The following is a 16760-nucleotide window of genomic DNA, read 5'->3' as shown; positions in this document are numbered from 1 at the left end:
CGCGTCGACGGCCGCCGCAGGGACAGCGAAGGGCAGCACCATGGAGCGCTCGGAATCCGGAGACCGGCCCGGGGGCGACCTGGGACGAGGGGCGCCGGGGGTCGCGGCGCGCGGACGGGGGCCCAACCGGCCCGGGGACATCTCGCAGGAGGACGACACCGCGCCCTCGGCGGGGTGGGGTGCGGCGCGGAGTGTGACGCGGGTGCTGGCCAGGACGCGCGAGCCGGTCAGCGGGCCGCGGGCGATCATGAGGATGAACCACGAGAACGGCGGGTTCGACTGCCCGGGGTGCGCATGGCCGGACGACCGCAAAGGCCTGCATCTGGACATCTGCGAGAACGGGATCAAGCACGTCACGTGGGAGATGACCCGCAAGAAGGCCGGCCGGGAGTTCTTCGCCGCGCACACGGTCACCGAGCTGGCGGGCTGGTCGGACCACGCGTTGGAGGACCAGGGCCGGCTGACCGAGCCGATGGTCTACGACGAGGCCACGGACACGTACGTCCCGATCTCCTGGCCGGACGCGTTCGCGCTGGTCGGGCGGACACTGCGTGACCTGGAGAGTCCCGACCGGGCCGCGTTCTACACGTCCGGGCGGCTCAACAACGAGGCGACGTTCCTCTACCAGCTGTGGGTGCGCGAGTTCGGCACCAACAATCTGCCGGACTGCTCGAACATGTGCCACGAGGCCTCCGGCCGCGCGCTCCAGGCCGCCCTCGGCACCGGCAAGGGCACCTGCGACATCGCCGACTGGGACGCGGCGGACCTGCTGTTCGTCATGGGCGTGAACGCGGCGTCCAACGCCCCGCGGATGCTCACCACCCTCGCCAAGGCGCACCGGCGCGGCGCCCGGATCATTCACGTCAACCCGCTCCTGGAGGCCGGCGCGCGGCGGACCATCGTGCCGCACGAGTTCGCCGCCATGGCCGCCTTCCACGCCACCGCGACCGGCGACCAGAACGTGCAGGTCGGCATCGGCGGCGACCTCGCCCTGCTGCGCGGGGTCGCCAAGGCGGTGTTCGAGCGGGCCGAGGAGGATCCGGCGGCGCTCGACACCGACTTCATCGAACGCCACACCGCGGGCTTCGCGGCGTACCGCGACCTGGTGCGCGCCACCGACTGGGCCGAGCTGGTACGGCAGTCCGGGGTGAGCGAGCGCGAGATCCGCCAGGTCGCCGACCGCTACCTGGCCGCCGACCGCACCGTCATCTCCTGGTGCCTGGGCGTCACCCAGCAGGACCACGGCGTGGACACCGTCCGCGAGATCGTGAACCTGCTGATGCTGCGCGGCAACCTCGGCCGCGAGGGCGCCGGCCCCTCGCCGGTGCGCGGCCACAGCAACGTCCAGGGCAACCGCACCTGCGGCATCGACCACCGCCCCACGCCCGAGTTCCTCGACGCGCTCGACGAGGTGTGCGGGATCTCCGCGCCCCGGGAACACGGACTGGACACCGTCGGCACGATCAAGGCGATGCGGGACGGCCGGGTCGAGGTGTTCGTCGCGATGGGCGGCAACTTCGTCCTCGCCGCCCCCGACACCGACGCGACCGCCGCCGCGCTGCGCACCACCGAACTGACCGTGCAGGTCAGCACGAAACTCAACCGCAGCCATCTCGTCCACGGCCGCCGCGCCCTCATCCTCCCCTGCCTCGGACGCACCGAGAAGGACACCCGGGCGACGGGCGAGCAGGGCGTGAGCGTCGAGGACGCGATGAGCGAGGTGCATCTCTCCTTCGGCATGCGCAGACCGCCTGCCGAGACCCTCAGGTCCGAGTGCGCGATCGTCGCCGGCATGGCACGGGCGACCCTGCCCGACTCCGCGACACCGTGGGAGTGGTACGTCGAGGACTACGACCGGATCCGCGACACCATGGCCCGCGTCCTCCCGGGCTTCGAGGACTTCAACCGCCGCGTGCGGGAACCGCTCGGCTTCCGTATCGCCCAGCCCGCCCGCGAGCGCGCGTTCCGCACCGCCTCCGGCCGCGCCGAGTTCCACGCGAGCGAACTCCCCGACGTGCGACCGCCGGAGGGCATGCTCGTCCTCTCCACGATGCGCTCGCACGACCAGTGGAACACCACCGTGTACTCGGACGACGACCGCTACCGCGGAATCAAGAACCTGCGCACGCTCCTCTTCATGAACCTTGAGGACATGGACGCGCGGGGTCTCGTCGAGTTCGACCTGATCGACATCACCAGCCACGCCCGCGACGGCAGCACCCGCTCGGTCCACGGCTACCGCGTCATCGCCTACGACATCCCGGCCGGCAGCGTCGCGGGCTACATGCCCGAACTCAACATCCTCTGCGGGCTCGACGACTACAGCAGACAGAGCGACCAGCCCCTGATGAAGCACCAGCTCGTCACCGTCACCCCGGCGCAGGGCGGTTGAGGAGCGGCTGACCGCGCGGCCGGTGGAAGCGGCGCCGGGCGAACACTATGAACTCAATGATCGACGGGTGGTCACCGCACGCGGCGGTTCCTAGCATCACGGTTCGCAGGGCAACCTCGCACAGCGAACGCACAGGAGCCGCTCCCATGACGACACCCGACGCGCCCGAACCGGTACGCAGGAGACGCCCGGCCATCCGCCACCGCCGGGCCGTACTCGCCGCAGCCGTGGCCGCGGCACTGCTCGGCACCCTCGGCAACGCCCCCGCGCCCGGGGCGCGCACCGAGCCGCCCGTCGTGGCGCCGTGCCCGCCCGACCTGCTGGGGAAAGCCACGTGCTACACCGGCAAGGACACCAACGGGGCGTACTACACGATGGCCGTCCCGACCCGCTGGAACGGATCCCTGGTCGTGCACGCGCACGGCGGACCCGACCTCGGCGACTCCTCCGACCCGGCCCGCAGCACCGACGATCTGAACCGCTGGGCGGTGATGGTCGAGGAGGGCTACGCCTGGGCCGGCTCGTCGTACCGCCGCGGTGGCTACGGCACGCGGATGGCCGCCGCCGACACCGAGAACGTACGGAAGCTGTTCGTCGCGGAGTTCGGCAAGCCGAAGCGGACGTACGTGCACGGCCAGTCCTGGGGCGGCGACGTGGCCGCCAAGGTCGCCGAGACCTACGGCCGGCGCCCCGGCGCCTACGACGGCGTGCTGCTCACGAGCGGTGTCCTCGGCGGCGGGTCACGCGGCTACGACTACCGCGTGGACCTCCGGGTGGTCTACCAGTACTACTGCCACAACCACCCCCGTCCGAGCGAGCCGCAGTACCCGCTGTGGGAGGGCCTGCGCGCGGACTCCACCATGACGAGCGCCGGTCTCCGCGCCCGCCTCCAGGAGTGCACGGGATTCTCCTCCGCGCCCGCGGAGCGGACCGCGCTCCAGCAGCGCAACCTCGACGACATCCTCGCCGTCACCCGCGTCCCGGAGCGCGCCCTCGAATCACATCTGCGCTTCGCCACCTTCACGTTCCGGGACATCGTCTCGACCCGCCTCGGCGGCCGCAATCCCTTCAGCAACCAGGGCGTGCGGTACTCGGGTTCACACGACGACAAGGCGCTCAACGCGGGCGTCGAACGCTTCTCGGCCGACCCCACCGCACGCCGGGACCTCTCCTACGACAGCGATCTGACGGGCAGGGTCTCCCTCCCGGTCCTCACGCTGCACGCGATCGACGACCCGACGGCGTTCGTCGAGCACGAGGCGGCCTACCGCGCCACGCTCCAGGGCGCGGGCCGGGGCGGCAACCTCGTCCAGACCTTCACGAAGGAGACCGAGCACAGCGCGCTGAGCGACTCCGAGTACGCCAACTCCCTCGCGGCGCTGGACGCGTGGGTGCGCCACGGGCACAAGCCGACCGCGCCCTCGCTCGCGGCGTCGTGCGCGGCCTTCGACCGCAAGTACGCCGGAGGGTGCTTCTACGACCCGGCGTTCCACCCCGCGCCGTACGCCTCACGCGTCCGCCCCCGGCCGGGCGGGCTCGTCTGGCCCGCCATGACCGCGGCGCAGGAGCGGGCGTGGAGCCGGATCCCGGGGGTGGGGATCGCTCCCTAGCGGCCGGCCGGGACCGGGCTGGTCCTGTCGGACCAGCCCGGGAGGCTCACTGGGTGTAGGTGTAGTGCGGGCTGTCGTACTGGGGTCCGTTCTTCTCGTAAGTGAACCAGTAGGTCAGGGTGGAGCCGGCGGCGAGGGAGACGTTCTGCGTCCAGGTGCCGCCGCTGTTGGTCATCCGGAAGTTCTGCTGGCCCGCGCCGTTGACGAGGTAGTGCACGTCGACGTAGGCCGCGGGTGTGGTCGGGGTGAACGTGATCTGTGCCTGACCGGCGCTCACCCGCGTCACCCCGGCGGTGTAGTCCGGCGTCGTCGTGGTCCCGCCGGTGCTGCCGCCCGTCGTACTGCCGGTGGTACTGCCGGTGGTGCCGCCGGTCGTCGTGCCGCCGGTGGTGCTGCCGCCCGGGTTCTGCTGGTAGACGGCGAACCAGTCGACACTCATCGCGGCACCCGATGTGATGCTGCCCGCCTGCGCGGCCGAGCTGCAGCCGCAGACCTTGTCCGGATAGGAACCGGCGATCGCCAGGTCGAAGATCGCCATGAACCCGTGGTCGACGGCCGCCTGCCAGGTCGCCACCGACACCTGGTTCTCGTTCACGGTGAAGGTCAGGGTGCCGTCGAGGTAGAAGCGCAGCTGCTCCGCGGCCGTGTTCGTGCGGTCGATGATCGCGGAGTACGTGTGGTAGCCGGTCTGACAGCCCGCACACGGCTGGAGGTTGCTGGTGATGCCGTCGGGGTCGTGGCACTCGCCCGCCCACACACCGCAGTGGAAGGTGGTGGAGTGCTGGCTCAGCGCGTTGACGTCCTCCATGATGTCGAACTCACCGATGCTCGGCCAGTTCGTCGCGCCGACCGGCCGGGCCGCGCCGCCCATCGCCCAGAACGCGGGCCAATAGCCCAGTCCGCTCTGCGGGTTGGGCTGCAGGATGGACGCGCTCATCTCCAGCTGTCCGCCGGCCGGGGCGGCGAAGTCGGTGCGCTGGGTCTCGATGCGCCCCGAGGTCCAGTGGCCCGACCCGTCCCGGATCGCCTTGATGACCAGGTGGCCCTGGCCGTCCTGGTAGACGTTGTTGGTGGAGTCGGTGGCCGATTCGATCTCGCCCGTGCCCCAGTTGGCGGCACCGCCCGCGTAACCGGTGCCCAGGTCGTACAGCCAGTCGGACCGGTTCAGCGCGCTGCCGGACGCGCCGTTGAAGTCGTCGGAGAAGACGGTGGTCCAGCCGGTCGGAGCGCCCGGCACGGCGGCCGAGGCGCTGCCGCTGGTACCGATCAGGCCCGCGAGAGCGCCGATGAGCAGCAGCAGGGCGCTGCCCAGGACGAGGGGGACGGTTCTCTGTCGGCCGGCCGGCGCGAGGGCGGGCGGCGGGGAGGTGGTCATCGTGGTGGTTCTCCCTGTCAGGCTGGCGGGTGGGGAGTGCCGCAGGGGCCTGGCTCCTGGTGGGGCCGGGGGTCAGGTCGTCTCCGCCGTTCGTCGAGTGCCCCGGGACATGCGGGCGATGGCGTCAGCGGGTCCTGTCGGCACGGTCTGCCGATGCGTGTGAGAGCGCTCTCAGGAGGATCATGGGTTCGCGGTGTGCGCTGTCCTCCTCGGTGTCGGTGCCGCCGCACGGTGGATCCCGGTGGTGCGCGCGGCAGAGTGCCGACGATCCGTCATCTCGTCCGGGAATGAACCGAGTTGGCCGTTCGCCGGGCAGGGATCGCCGTGTCAATGCAGGAGTGTCCGGCGCGGTCGTTCATGCGTCAATGGCTTCAACGTGATCCGTTGAACCGCGGACCCACTGGCGACGTCCTTTGGAGCCCCGGAGCTGGTCCGAACCGGGCTCCGCCGCGTCGCGGAGCGCTCTCAGGAGGCCGGTCGGGCGCGGCTCCGTCCGGTTGAGCTGCGGTTCTGCGCAGAGGGTGCCGGAGAGCGGGTCCGGCCGCCCGGCCGACGGCCGTCGCTGCCGCCCGCGGATCTCGCGCGGCGGCTTCAGGAGTCGAAGATGGGCGGGCGGCCCGGAGTCCGGCGGACCGCGGGAGACCGCCCCGGGAACGCGTCGCCGTCGTCGGGGGCCGTCATTCGCTTGGCCGAATCAGAGCCCCCGGCCCCGCCCGTCGCGCGGTAATTTGTCCGTGTTTCCACAGGCTCCCGACGTCGCCGCTCCTACGCGCTGTAGGGTGCTGGAAACCCTACAAACTGTAGGGGGAGGGGTGGGCAATGTCCGGCAGTGCGTACGCCACACTCGCCGGGACGCGACGGATCGGACCGCCGACCGCGTCCCGCCGATCGGAGTACCCGCGCGTCGCGGGCCCCCTCGCGGCGGTCGCCGGAGCCTTCACCCTCGCCCAACTGGTGCTCGTACGCCCCGGACTGGGCCTCGGCTGGGACGAGACGGTCTACGTCAGCCAGCTCAGCGCGCACGCCCCCGCCGCCTTCTTCAGCGCACCCCGTGCCCGAGGCATCTCCCTCCTGGTCGCCCCCGTCACCTCCTGGTCCTCGTCCACCCCGGTGCTGCGCGTGTACCTCGCCGTCCTCGCGGGCCTGGCCCTGTACCTCGCCCTCCGCGCCTGGCGCGGCCTGTTCCCCGTCCGCGTCCTCGCCCTGGCGGGCGCCCTGTTCGCCTCCCTCTGGGTGACCCTCTTCTACGGCCCGCAGGCCATGCCCAACTACTGGGTCGCCGTCGGCGCCCTGGCCGCGACCGGCTGCTGTCTGCGCGCCTGGGCCGACCGCTCCGACCGGGCCGCGCTGTGGGGCCTCGCGGCGAGCGCGTCGCTGATGGCGTGGATGCGGCCGACCGACGCGGTCTGGGGGACGCTGCCCCTGCTCGTCCTCGCCCTGACCGTCCGCCACTGGCGCCTGCTCGTCGCCCTCCTCGCCGGGCTCGCGTCCGGCGCCCTGGAATGGGTGATCGAGGCGTACGTCAGTTACGGCGGCCTGACCGAGCGCCTGCACGCGGCCTCGGCGATCGAGGGCGGTCTGGGCTGGCATGTCGCCGTCGTCGACCAGCTGCGCAGCCTCGGCGGACGTGTGCTGTGCCGCCCGTGCACCGGGGCGATGCCCCACCCCGCGGTCGACCTGTGGTGGCTCGCGCTCCCCGTGCTCGCGGTCGTCGGCCTCGTCGTGGCGGTCCGCGCCCGGCGCACGGCGGCCACCCTCGTCCCGCTCGCGGCCGCCGCGACGGCCGCCTTCCCGTACCTGTTCATGATCGGCTACGCGGCCCCGCGCTTCCTCCTGCCCGCCTACGCGCTGGTGGCGATCCCGGTCGCCGACGGCCTGGTCCACCTGGTCACCGCGCCGGCCGGGGCGTGGCGCCGGGTCGCCGTGCCCCTGCTCGTGGTGGGTCTCGCCGGGCATCTGGCGGTCCAACTCGCCGTCCTGGAGCGCACGGTGAGCCGTGCGAACGCCCAGCACCGCGCCTGGTCCCGCACCGCCGCCGAACTCCACCGCCTCGGCGTGCGCAGACCCTGCCTCCTCACCGGCCAGGACGCCATCCCGATCGCCTTCTCCGCGGGCTGCGCCTCCGCCGCCGTCGGCGGACACAACGCCAACACGACCCGGACGGCCATCGACCGCACGGCCCACCGCATGCCGGTCGCCGACCTCACACCGGCCGGCAGCCGCCCGCCCGCCTACGCCCACGACTGGCCCGCCCACCGCTACGACGGCCTCGACCTCCGCGTCGCCCCGCGCACAGGGGGCGGTGACGGCGGATGACCGCAGGCTCCCTCACCGTCCCGACGCCGGCACACGGGCATCCCAGCCCCCACGGCATCACCCCCGCCCCGGCGAACGGCGGTCGCGCATGACGGCGCCGCCCGCCCTCACGCCCGCATCCACCCGCAAACGCGCCTACTGGCAGGCCGCGTTGACGCTGGCCGTCCTCGTGACCGTGGTCTGCCTGGTGCGAAGGCACTGGCCCGTTCTCGCGAGCGGGGCCGGGCGGCTGGCCGCCGCCGACCAGGGATGGATGCTGGTGGCGGCGACGGCCGCGCTCGGGACATGGGTGTCGTCGGCGCTCGCCCAGCAGGGCGCCGTGCCCCAACGGCTGCCCGGTGGACGGCTGGTGGCCGCACAGCTCGCCGCCTCGGCCGCCAACCACGTGCTGCCCGCAGGACTCGGCGCCGGTGCCGTCAACCTGCGGTTCCTGATGCGCTGTGGGCTGCCGGTCGGCCGCTCGGCCAGCGCCCTCGCCGTCAAGGCGACGGCAGGCGTGGTCGTCCGGATCGTGCTCATCGGTGTCCTCGCCGCGGTCTGTCCCGGTGTGCTGCGCGTCCCGCCCGTCTCCGTGGGCGTGCTGGGTGCCGTCCTCGCGGTCGTCGTCCTCGTGACCGTGCTGCTCAACTGCCCGCTGTGGCCCCGCTGCCGGCGCGCGCTCGGCACCGTCCTGGGCGACATCCGGGCCGTGCACGCCCGGCCGCACCGGGCGGTCGCCCTGTGGGGCGGCTCGCTGGCCTTCGCCGCGCTGCACTCCCTGGTGCTGATCTGTGTCACACAGGCCGTCGAACTCCCGCTGTCCCCGGCCCGGGTGGCGCTCCTGTACCTCGCCGCCAGCAGCGCCGCGGCCCTGCTGCCCACGCCGGGCGGTATCGGCTCGCTCGACGCCGCCCTGGTCTTCGCGCTCACCGAGTCGGGGACCACGGCGTCGGCCGCCGCTTCCGTGGTCATCGGGTACCGGCTGCTGACCGTGTGGCTGCCGCTGGTCCCGGGCCTGCTGGTGCTCGGGATGCTGGTCCGGCGCAAGTCGCTCTGACCTCCGCCGCGTTTCCGGTGCGGCGGGTTCAGGTAGGACTCCGGTATCCGTCCACGGGCGAGGGGGAGTCGCATGACAGAGCACGACGACAGCGGCCGGCTGCCGGACGAGTTCCTCACCCCCGGCACCTCGTCCTTCACCGAGTTCCTGGCCGCGCACCGGCCCGCGCTGCTGCCCACCCGCCGCCCCTTCCCGGCCGGTGTCCGCGCCGGAGCCGGCCAATTCCCGCACGGCACCACGGTGTTGGCGCTCACCTACCGGGACGGCGTGCTGATCGCCGGCGACCGCAGGGCCACCATGGGCAATGTCATCGCCCAGCGCGACCTGGAGAAGGTGCACCCCGCCGACGACTACACCGCGGTCGCCTTCGCCGGGACGGTCGGTCTCGCCGTCGACATGGTGAAGCTCTACCAGGTCGAGCTCACGCACTTCGAGAAGATCGAGGGCACTCCGATGACCCTCGCCGCCAAGGCCACCCGCCTCGCGGGCCTGCTCCGCCAGAACATGGACCAGGCCATGCAGGGCCTCGCCGTCGTACCGCTCCTCGTCGGCTACGACCCCGCGGCCGAGGAGGGCGCCAAGGGCCGGATCTTCACCTTCGACGTCCTCGGCGGCACCTACGAGAAACCGGACTTCCACGCGGAGGGCTCCGGTTCCCCCTACGCCCGGGGCGCCCTGAAGAAGCTGTTCCACCAGGACATGACCCGGCGCGACGCGGCCCTGACCGCGCTCCAGGCGCTGTACGACGCGGCCGACGACGACTCGGCCACCGGCGGCCCCGACATCAACCGCCGTATCTTTCCCATCGTTTCGGTCATCACCGAGGACGGTTTCGAACGGCTCCCGGAGTCGGAGACCGAGGCCCTGACCCGGGAGATGGTCGAACACCGCCGCAGCCGTCCGGACGGACCGACCGTCGCGCCCTGAACCCGGTCGACGGCGTGGGACCGGGTGGTACCGAGGTGGCGAGGATGTCCCGGAAGGGGAGAGCGCGTTGACCGGTGTCGTAGGAGCGGTCGAGGGGTCCCGTATCTGGTCGCACGCGGCGCTCGGACTGCACGCCGTCGTCGATGCCGCCGGAGCGGTCCGGCTGGGCGCGCCCGGCCGGGACCGGGGCAGTCTGGTGCCGCTCGTCGAGGTCACCGCCACGGGACACGGACGCCTGTGGTCGGGGGAACGGTTCGTCGAGACGGCCATCGGTGACCGTCTCGCCTATCGGGACCACGAGACCGTGCGGGACGGGGACGGCGACCGTACGACGATCCGGCTCACGGACCCCGTGACCGGACTGCTCGCCGAGGTAGCCCTGGAGACCCGCGTCGGCGCGGGCCATCTGCGCTCACGGGTGCGGCTGGTCAACGAGGGTGTGGAGCCGCTCCGGCTGGAGAGCGTGACGACCCTGACGCTCGGCGGGATCACCTCGGCCACCGCCGAGGACGGGCTCGACAGATGGACCCTGCACTGGGCGGACAACGACTGGCTCGCCGAGTGCCGGTGGCGGCGCGCCGAACTCCGCGACCACGTCGTGCCGTTGAGCCGGTCCGCGCACGGGCACGAGGGCCGCGGCTGCTTCGAGCGCCACTCGCAGGGGAGTTGGTCCACCGGCCGGCACCTCCCCGTCGCCGCCCTCACCGACCGGGAGGGCGCCGCCTGGCTCTGGCAGATCGAGTCCAGCGCGGGCTGGCGCTACGAGATCGGCGAACGCGACGGCGCCGCCTACGTCGCCCTGTTCGGCCCGGACGACGCCCACCACCAGTGGCACCAACTCCTCCACCCCGGGGAGGAGTTCACCACCGTCCCCGCCGTCCTCGTCCGGACCGGGAGCGGCGGCCTCGACGCCGCGTTCGGCGTCCTCACCGACTACCGCCGGAGCATCCGCCGCGACCACCCCGACCACCGCGCTCTCCCGGTGATCTTCAACGACTACATGAACACCCTGATGGGCGACCCCACCACCGAACGGCTCCTGCCCCTCGTCGAGGCCGCGGCGGCCGCGGGCGCCGAGGTCTTCGTCATCGACGCCGGATGGTACGACGACGACGCCCAGGGCTGGTGGGACTCCGTCGGCGCGTGGGAGCCCGCGGCCCGCCGTTTCCCGGGCGGCATCCAGGAAGTCCTGGACGCCATCACGAAGCACGGCATGACGCCCGGCCTCTGGCTCGAACCCGAAGTCGTGGGCGTCCGCAGCCCGTTGGCCGACACCCTGCCGCCCGAGGCGTTCTTCCGGCGCGGCGGCCTGCGCGTCACGGAACACGGACGACACCATCTCGACCTGCGCCATCCGGCCGCCCGCGCCCACCTCGACGAGGTCGTGGACCGGCTCGTCGGGGAGTGGGGCGTCGGCTATCTGAAGCTCGACTACAACATCAACATCGGCCCGGGCACGGAGAACGGCACCGAGAGCGCGGGCGCCGGACTGCTCGGGCACCACCGCGCCCACCTCGGCTGGCTGGCAGGACTCCTCGACCGGCATCCCCGACTCGTCCTGGAGAACTGCGGCTCCGGCGGTCTGCGCATGGACTACGCCCAACTCGCCGTGGCCCAAATCCAGTCCACCAGCGACCAGCAGGACCTGCTGCGCTACCCGCCCATCACCGCGTCGGCCGCCACCGGCGCGACGCCGGAGCAGGCCGCGGTGTGGGCGTATCCGCAGCCGGACCAGACGCTCGACGAGATCGCCTTCACCCTCACCGGCCCGCTGCTCGGCCGTGTCCATCTCTCCGGCTTCCTCGACCGCATGGACGACGCCCGGTTCGCGCTCGTCCGCTCGGCGGTCTCCGTCTACAAGGAGATCCGGGGCGGGATCGGCACGGCGCATCCGTTCTGGCCGCTGGGTCTGCCCGGGTGGGAGGACGGCTGGATCGCGCACGGGCTGCGGGGCGACGACGTGTCGTACGTGATGGTGTGGCGACGGGGGTCGGACGACACCGGTCGCCGGCTCACGATCCCCCATCTGCGGGGTGCCGCCGTGCACGCGACCGTGCTGTATCCGGGGACCTCGGACGCGGGCGCCGAATGGGATGCGGCCGAGGGGCGGTTGGCGGTGTCGCTGCCCCGCGCGAACACCACCGCGCTGGTCCGTCTGAGCGCCGCCTGAGTCGCACATCCCGGCTGAGTCGTACGGCCGGTGGAGTCCTGCTGCCCGGTGGGCCGGGGGACTCCCGTGCCGTGGGTGCACGCCTGATCCATGGGTGATCGTGGCGCGACGGATTTCGTGCATGTCCGGTCGGAAAAGTACCTTCAGGTGGCAATGCCAGGCTGCGGATGCTTCGTCCGCGTCCCGCGCCTACAGTGCACGGAGTCCACTTTCGGAGGCGGGACCGATGGCGCGGGTATCCGTGACAAGGCAGCGCGTCGGCCCACCCGTCAGGCTGGCGCGTTTCGCCGGCCGCCGTCGGGAGAGCGCCGAGGCGGGGCGGCCGGCGGTCGCCCGCCGACTGGTGAGGCACGGCCGGTGGACGGGCTGTGGCAGACCCGTGAGCGCCACGAGTTCGTGGAGCCGCGGTCCGGTGACGGTCCGAAGGCGGGGTGGACCGTCCGGACGAAGACGGCTCTCGCGCCGGCAGGTCGACGAACCGGCCCACGCATTCGGGTAATTCCCCCCGCGCCCCGAAGGGCAGGGCGGACGCATGGTGGATACGAGGCCGGGTCCTACGGCGGAGCCGGCCTCGCCTCTCGCGAGTCGAACGCCCCAGGGCCGAAGGGAAACGACCATGCCGAACGACCGTCCACGAGGCCTGCCGCCCGTGGGCGAGAGCCGCACCGCGATCCTGGGTCCGGGAGAGTCCTCGGTCCGCCGGGCCAGGCGACTCGTCCGCGAATGGTTCGCCGAGTACGGCCTCCACGACTTGGTCGACATCGCCGAACTGCTGGTCAGCGAACTCGCCACCAACGCCGTCGTGCACGCGGGCGGACGCTACCGGCTCACCCTGTCCCTCCGCGCCGCCACCCTGCGCTGCGGGGTCGCCGACGAGCGCCGGCGCCTGCCCCGGCCGCCGCACCGGCAGTCCGGCGACGACGACCGCCTCGACGTCGACCCCGACAGCGAGAACGGCCGTGGACTGCTCCTGGTCGACGCGCTCGCCCATCGCTGGGGCAGCCGCCTCGTCGACGACGGCAAGGAGGTCTGGTTCGAGCTGGACCGCGGCACACCGGACGGCACCGGCGAGACGGCGGAGGACGTACACCTTCCGGCCCCGCCCCGGTCACGGGCCCCGGAGCCGCACGGTCGCACCGAGCCACCTCCTGAGCGGGCCGAGGCCACCGAGCGGGAGCGTGCGGGCCGTCGGTCACCGTCTCCCCTTGAACTCGGCTACAAGTGGGCGCGGTCCCCCGATATTCGGGACCCCTCGGACATCAGGCGCGTCGGCACCCACCAGGCCGCCGCGCACAGGCACACGCCGAGCCAGCCGACGGCGAACAGCCAGCCGCCGACGACGTCCGTGAACCAGTGCACGCCCAGATACACCCGGGTCAGCCCCACCAGTACGCCCCAGCAGCCGACGGCCAGACAGAGCGGGGTTCTCCCGTGCGGGGAGCGCACGCGGATCGCGAGGATCACCAGTCCGGCGGTGAGGGCCGCCGTCGTGGTGTGGCCGGAGGGGAAGGACCATCCCGAGGCGCTCCCCGCCCAGTCGCTCACCGGCGGGCGCGGGCGGGAGATCAGGGTCATCACGCCGTAGCGAAGGGCCTGGCCGGTGGCGAGGCAGGCCGGGGCCAGGGTCGCGGCGAGGACGCGTTGGCGTGTGGTGCGGCCGGTGAGGAGGGCCGCGAGGATCACCAGCGCGTACGGGACGACGCCCGTGCCGGTCGCGGTCAGGCCCCGGGCCAGCGCCGGCGCGATGTCCGGGCGGTGTGCGACGGACCAGGACAGCGCGTCCTCGTCCCCGAACAGCGGGGTGCCGTCGTGTCCGATCACGACCATGCTCAGTACGCCGAACGCGGTCCAGGCGCCGAGGCCCACGCTGCCCGCCAGCTCGGAGACGTCCTTGCGCTTCATGACACCAGCAGGGGTCGCAGCCGGCCGGCCGTGATCCGCCGGGCCAGGGACTCCGGTCGCCGTCCGAGCAGCGTCATCGCGCCGAGAGCCAGGAGCGCGCCGACCGCCAGGCCCGCGACGACGTCGTGCGGATAGTGCACCCCCACCCAGACCCGGGAGAGCGCCATCGCGAGCGCGGCCACGGCGGCGACCGCGCCGAGGCGGCGGGAGACGAAGAACAGGGCGACCGCCGCCGCCGCGGCGATCGTGGCGTGGTTGCTGGGGAAGGACCAGTCGCCCGACGCCGGGCACGCCTCCAGTGTCACCACCCGAAGACTCTGGCAGGGCCTGCTCTCCCGCACCGCCGACTTGAGCAGCGAGTCGATGCCGTACGCGGCGACCACGACCACCGGCACGGCCAGCGCCGTCACGGCCGCCTCCGCGCCGGTCCGGCGCGCCCGCCACCAGCCCACGACCATCAGCACGGCGAACACCGCGAGCCCGTACGCCGACCACACCGACACCGTGCTGTCCAGCCAACCGGGCGCCCGGTGGGCCGAGTCGACCAGGTCCGTGTAGGCCTCGCCGTCGATCGACGACCCCTGGAAGGCGACGAGGATCATCCGCACACCTCCCCGCCGGGCGCGCCCGCCGTGGCCGCGACGAGCAGGGGCGCCGGGTCCAAGAGTGTGGTCATCGTCGTGAACCCCTTCGCCAGTATGACTACAAATCTGTAGACGGTCTACTCAACTGTAGACGATGGGCGCGAGAGGAAAGTTCCGCGGTTTTGCCCGTCCGTTGCCACTTCATGACTGACCGACTACACGCATGTAGTCATGATGGTCCGCGAAGTAAGGCATGCCTGCACTAACCAGGAGGGGTCGCACCCGATGTGGGACGACGCGTTTCCGAGTTTTCTGATCGGGCTGCGGGAGGGGCTGGAGGCGGGACTCATCGTTTCCATCCTGATCGCCACCCTCGTCCGCGCCGACGCCAAGTCCCGTCTGCCGCAGGTGTGGACGGGCGTCCTGGCCGCGATCGCCCTCGCGATGAGCTTCGGCGCCGTCCTCACCTTCACCGCGGCGAACCTCACCGCCACCGCTCAGGAGGCCTTCGGCGGTCTCCTCAGCGTGATCGCGGTCGCCTTCGTCACCGCGATGGTGTTCTGGATGCGCCGCTCGGCCCGCACCTTCTCCGGTGAGATCAAGGAGAAGGTGACCGGCGCGCTCACCATGGGCGCGGGCGTGCTGATGCTCACCTCGTTCCTCGCGGTGGGCCGCGAGGGCCTGGAGACGGCCCTATTCCTGTGGACCACCGCCCGCGCGGCGGGCGAGTCCTCCGGCCCCCTGACCGGCGCCGCCATCGGCCTCGTCCTCGCGACGGTCCTCTGCTGGGGCCTGTACCGCCGGGTCCTCAGGATCAACCTGACGAAGTTCTTCACCGCCACCGGCGCCGTCCTCATCGTCATCGCGGCCGGTGTCCTCGGCTACGGCCTGCGCGACCTCCAGGAGGGCGGCGTCCTCCCCGGCCGGACCGCCTACGCCTTCGACCTCGGCAGCAGCGTCGACGCGGGCTCCTGGTACAGCACCCTCGTCCAGGGCGTCCTGAACCTCATGCCCACGATGACCTGGCTCCAGGTGATCGGCTACGTCGGCTACCTCGCCGTGGTGATGCCCCTGTTCCTCCGCGGGGTGAAGGCCGAGCCGGCCGAGCCCGCGGCCTCCGAGGCGCGCGAACCCGTCCCGGCCCCGCGCGGTCGCCCCGTCTGGGTGCTCCCGGTCGCCGTGGTCGCCGTACCCGCCGTCGTGGCCGGTCTCGTCGTCGCCGTCTCCCGCCCCAAGCCCGCGGGTTCGCAGACGGTGGCCGTCTCCGAGACGGAGTGCGGCAAGGGCTTCACCGCGCCCGACACCGGGCGGCAGACCTTCCAGATGCACAACACCGGCGACAAGACCGCCGAGGTGTACCTCATCGACCCGACGACCAGCGCCGTCTACGGCGAGGTCGAGGGCCTCGCACCCGGCACCACCCGGGACCTCGTCGCCACCGTCGCGGGCGGCTCGTACGCCTGGCGCTGCGTGCCCACCGGGGCGAAGGCCGTCACCTCCGCCACGGTCCACGTCAGCGGCGCGGGAGGCGCGGTGAAGGCGGTCGTCCCCGTCTCCGAGAGCGACCTCGCCGCACCGCTCAGGACCTACAAGGTGTACGTCGACCAGGGCCTCGCCACCCTCGTCACCCAGACCCGGCGGCTCAGCGCCGACATCGCCGGCGACCACCTCGCTGCGGCACGCACCGACTGGCTCACCGCGCACCGCACCTACTCCTCCCTCGGCGCGGCCTACGGCACCTTCGAGGACTTCGACCAGAAGATCAACGGCCGCGCCGACGGGCTGGCCGGGGGAGTCCAGGACAAGGACTTCGCCGGGTTCCACCGCATCGAGTACGGGCTGTGGCACGGGCGGTCCGCGGGCGAGTTGACGGCGCCCGCGCAGCAACTCGCCGCCGCTGTCGTGGGGTTGCGCAAGGCGTTCCCCACCCAGGACTTCGACCCCGGTGACCTGCCGCTGCGGGCCCACGAAATCCTGGAGAACGCCCTGCAGTTCGAGCTGACCGGTGACACCGACGAGGGCAGCGGCACCAACCTCGCGACCGTCGACAGCAACCTCGCCGGCACCCGCGAACTGCTCACCGTACTCGCGCCGCTCCTGACCAAGGAGTCCCCGAAGCTGCTCCCCGGCATCGACGCGGACATCGCCCGCCTTCAGAAGCTGCTCGACTCGGCGCACCGGGGCGGGAGGTGGACACCGGTCGAGCGACTGGACGGCACCGCGAAGGCCCGACTGGACGGCGCCACCGGGCAGTTGCTGGAGGATCTGGCGCCGGTGCCGGACCTGCTGGAGATCAGGAAGTCGGCCTGATGGGCACCGAGAACACGAGTGGCGCCCAGAGCACGAGTGGCGCCGACCGCACGCCCGGCGCCGGGAACACGCGGAGTGCCGACAGCACCCGCGTTCCCCACCCCCACCCCACCACCCAGAACCCCCGCAGTGAAGGGA

10 protein-coding genes and 1 pseudogene are annotated in these 16760 nt (G+C 72.5%); 8 read left to right on the top strand and 3 right to left on the bottom strand.

Annotation, left to right across the window (positions count from 1 at the left end):
- The first annotated feature begins 40 nt into the window (after positions 1-40).
- Together ACIPTO_RS19100 and ACIPTO_RS19095 are read left to right on the top strand one after the other, a co-directional pair.
- Positions 41-2392 (top strand): FdhF/YdeP family oxidoreductase, encoded by a 2352-nt coding sequence (locus ACIPTO_RS19100; protein ID WP_401193504.1) that lies wholly within the window; start codon positions 41-43, stop codon positions 2390-2392.
- Between the two features lie 146 nt (positions 2393-2538).
- Positions 2539-4002, top strand: coding sequence for a DUF6351 family protein (locus tag ACIPTO_RS19095; RefSeq protein WP_401193502.1), 1464 nt, complete (start codon positions 2539-2541; stop codon positions 4000-4002).
- Between the two features lie 46 nt (positions 4003-4048).
- Here ACIPTO_RS19095 and ACIPTO_RS19090 read toward each other — a convergent pair whose 3' ends face one another.
- Positions 4049-5377 (bottom strand): glycoside hydrolase family 16 protein, encoded by a 1329-nt coding sequence (locus ACIPTO_RS19090; RefSeq protein WP_401193500.1) that lies wholly within the window; start codon positions 5375-5377, stop codon positions 4049-4051.
- A gap of 819 nt (positions 5378-6196) precedes the next feature.
- Here ACIPTO_RS19090 and ACIPTO_RS19085 point away from each other — a divergent pair.
- The 5 genes and pseudogenes from ACIPTO_RS19085 to ACIPTO_RS19065 form a co-directional block, all read left to right on the top strand.
- Positions 6197-7693, top strand: coding sequence for a hypothetical protein (locus ACIPTO_RS19085; protein ID WP_366317261.1), 1497 nt, complete (start codon positions 6197-6199; stop codon positions 7691-7693).
- 88 nt (positions 7694-7781) lie between these two features.
- Entirely contained in the window at positions 7782-8729 is a 948-nt protein-coding gene (locus tag ACIPTO_RS19080; protein WP_401193498.1) for a YbhN family protein, read from the top strand.
- A 72-nt stretch (positions 8730-8801) separates the two neighbouring features.
- Positions 8802-9656 carry a proteasome subunit beta gene (prcB, locus tag ACIPTO_RS19075; protein WP_366317265.1) on the top strand — a complete coding sequence of 285 codons (855 nt, stop codon included), beginning with the start codon at positions 8802-8804 and terminating at the stop codon, positions 9654-9656.
- Positions 9657-9723: 67 nt separating this feature from the next.
- The gene (locus ACIPTO_RS19070; RefSeq protein ID WP_401193494.1) at positions 9724-11826 is read left to right on the top strand and encodes a glycoside hydrolase family 36 protein; all 2103 of its coding nucleotides are present in this window, start codon (positions 9724-9726) and stop codon (positions 11824-11826) included.
- A 532-nt stretch (positions 11827-12358) separates the two neighbouring features.
- Positions 12359-12850: pseudogene (locus tag ACIPTO_RS19065) on the top strand (ATP-binding protein); the annotation flags it as partial.
- 191 nt (positions 12851-13041) lie between these two features.
- Here ACIPTO_RS19065 and ACIPTO_RS19060 read toward each other — a convergent pair.
- Positions 13042-13728: a phosphatase PAP2 family protein gene (locus tag ACIPTO_RS19060; protein WP_366317269.1), complete on the bottom strand. Its 687-nt coding sequence runs from the start codon at positions 13726-13728 to the stop codon at positions 13042-13044.
- Complete coding sequence (locus tag ACIPTO_RS19055) at positions 13725-14330, bottom strand: phosphatase PAP2 family protein (RefSeq protein WP_401193491.1); 606 nt, start codon at positions 14328-14330, stop codon at positions 13725-13727. The genes ACIPTO_RS19060 and ACIPTO_RS19055 overlap by 4 nt, the downstream gene beginning before the upstream one ends.
- A gap of 267 nt (positions 14331-14597) precedes the next feature.
- On the opposite strand from ACIPTO_RS19055, the gene efeU reads away from it, so the two are divergent.
- Positions 14598-16622, top strand: coding sequence for an iron uptake transporter permease EfeU (efeU, locus tag ACIPTO_RS19050; protein WP_401193489.1), 2025 nt, complete (start codon positions 14598-14600; stop codon positions 16620-16622).
- The last annotated feature ends 138 nt before the right edge of the window (positions 16623-16760 follow it).

It is taken from the genome of Streptomyces sp. NPDC090083 (assembly GCF_044747445.1).
In the GTDB taxonomy this organism is placed as follows: Bacteria; Actinomycetota; Actinomycetes; order Streptomycetales; family Streptomycetaceae; genus Streptomyces.
Note: the sequence above shows the minus strand (reverse complement) of the source record. Positions and strands in the feature narration are given on the sequence as shown.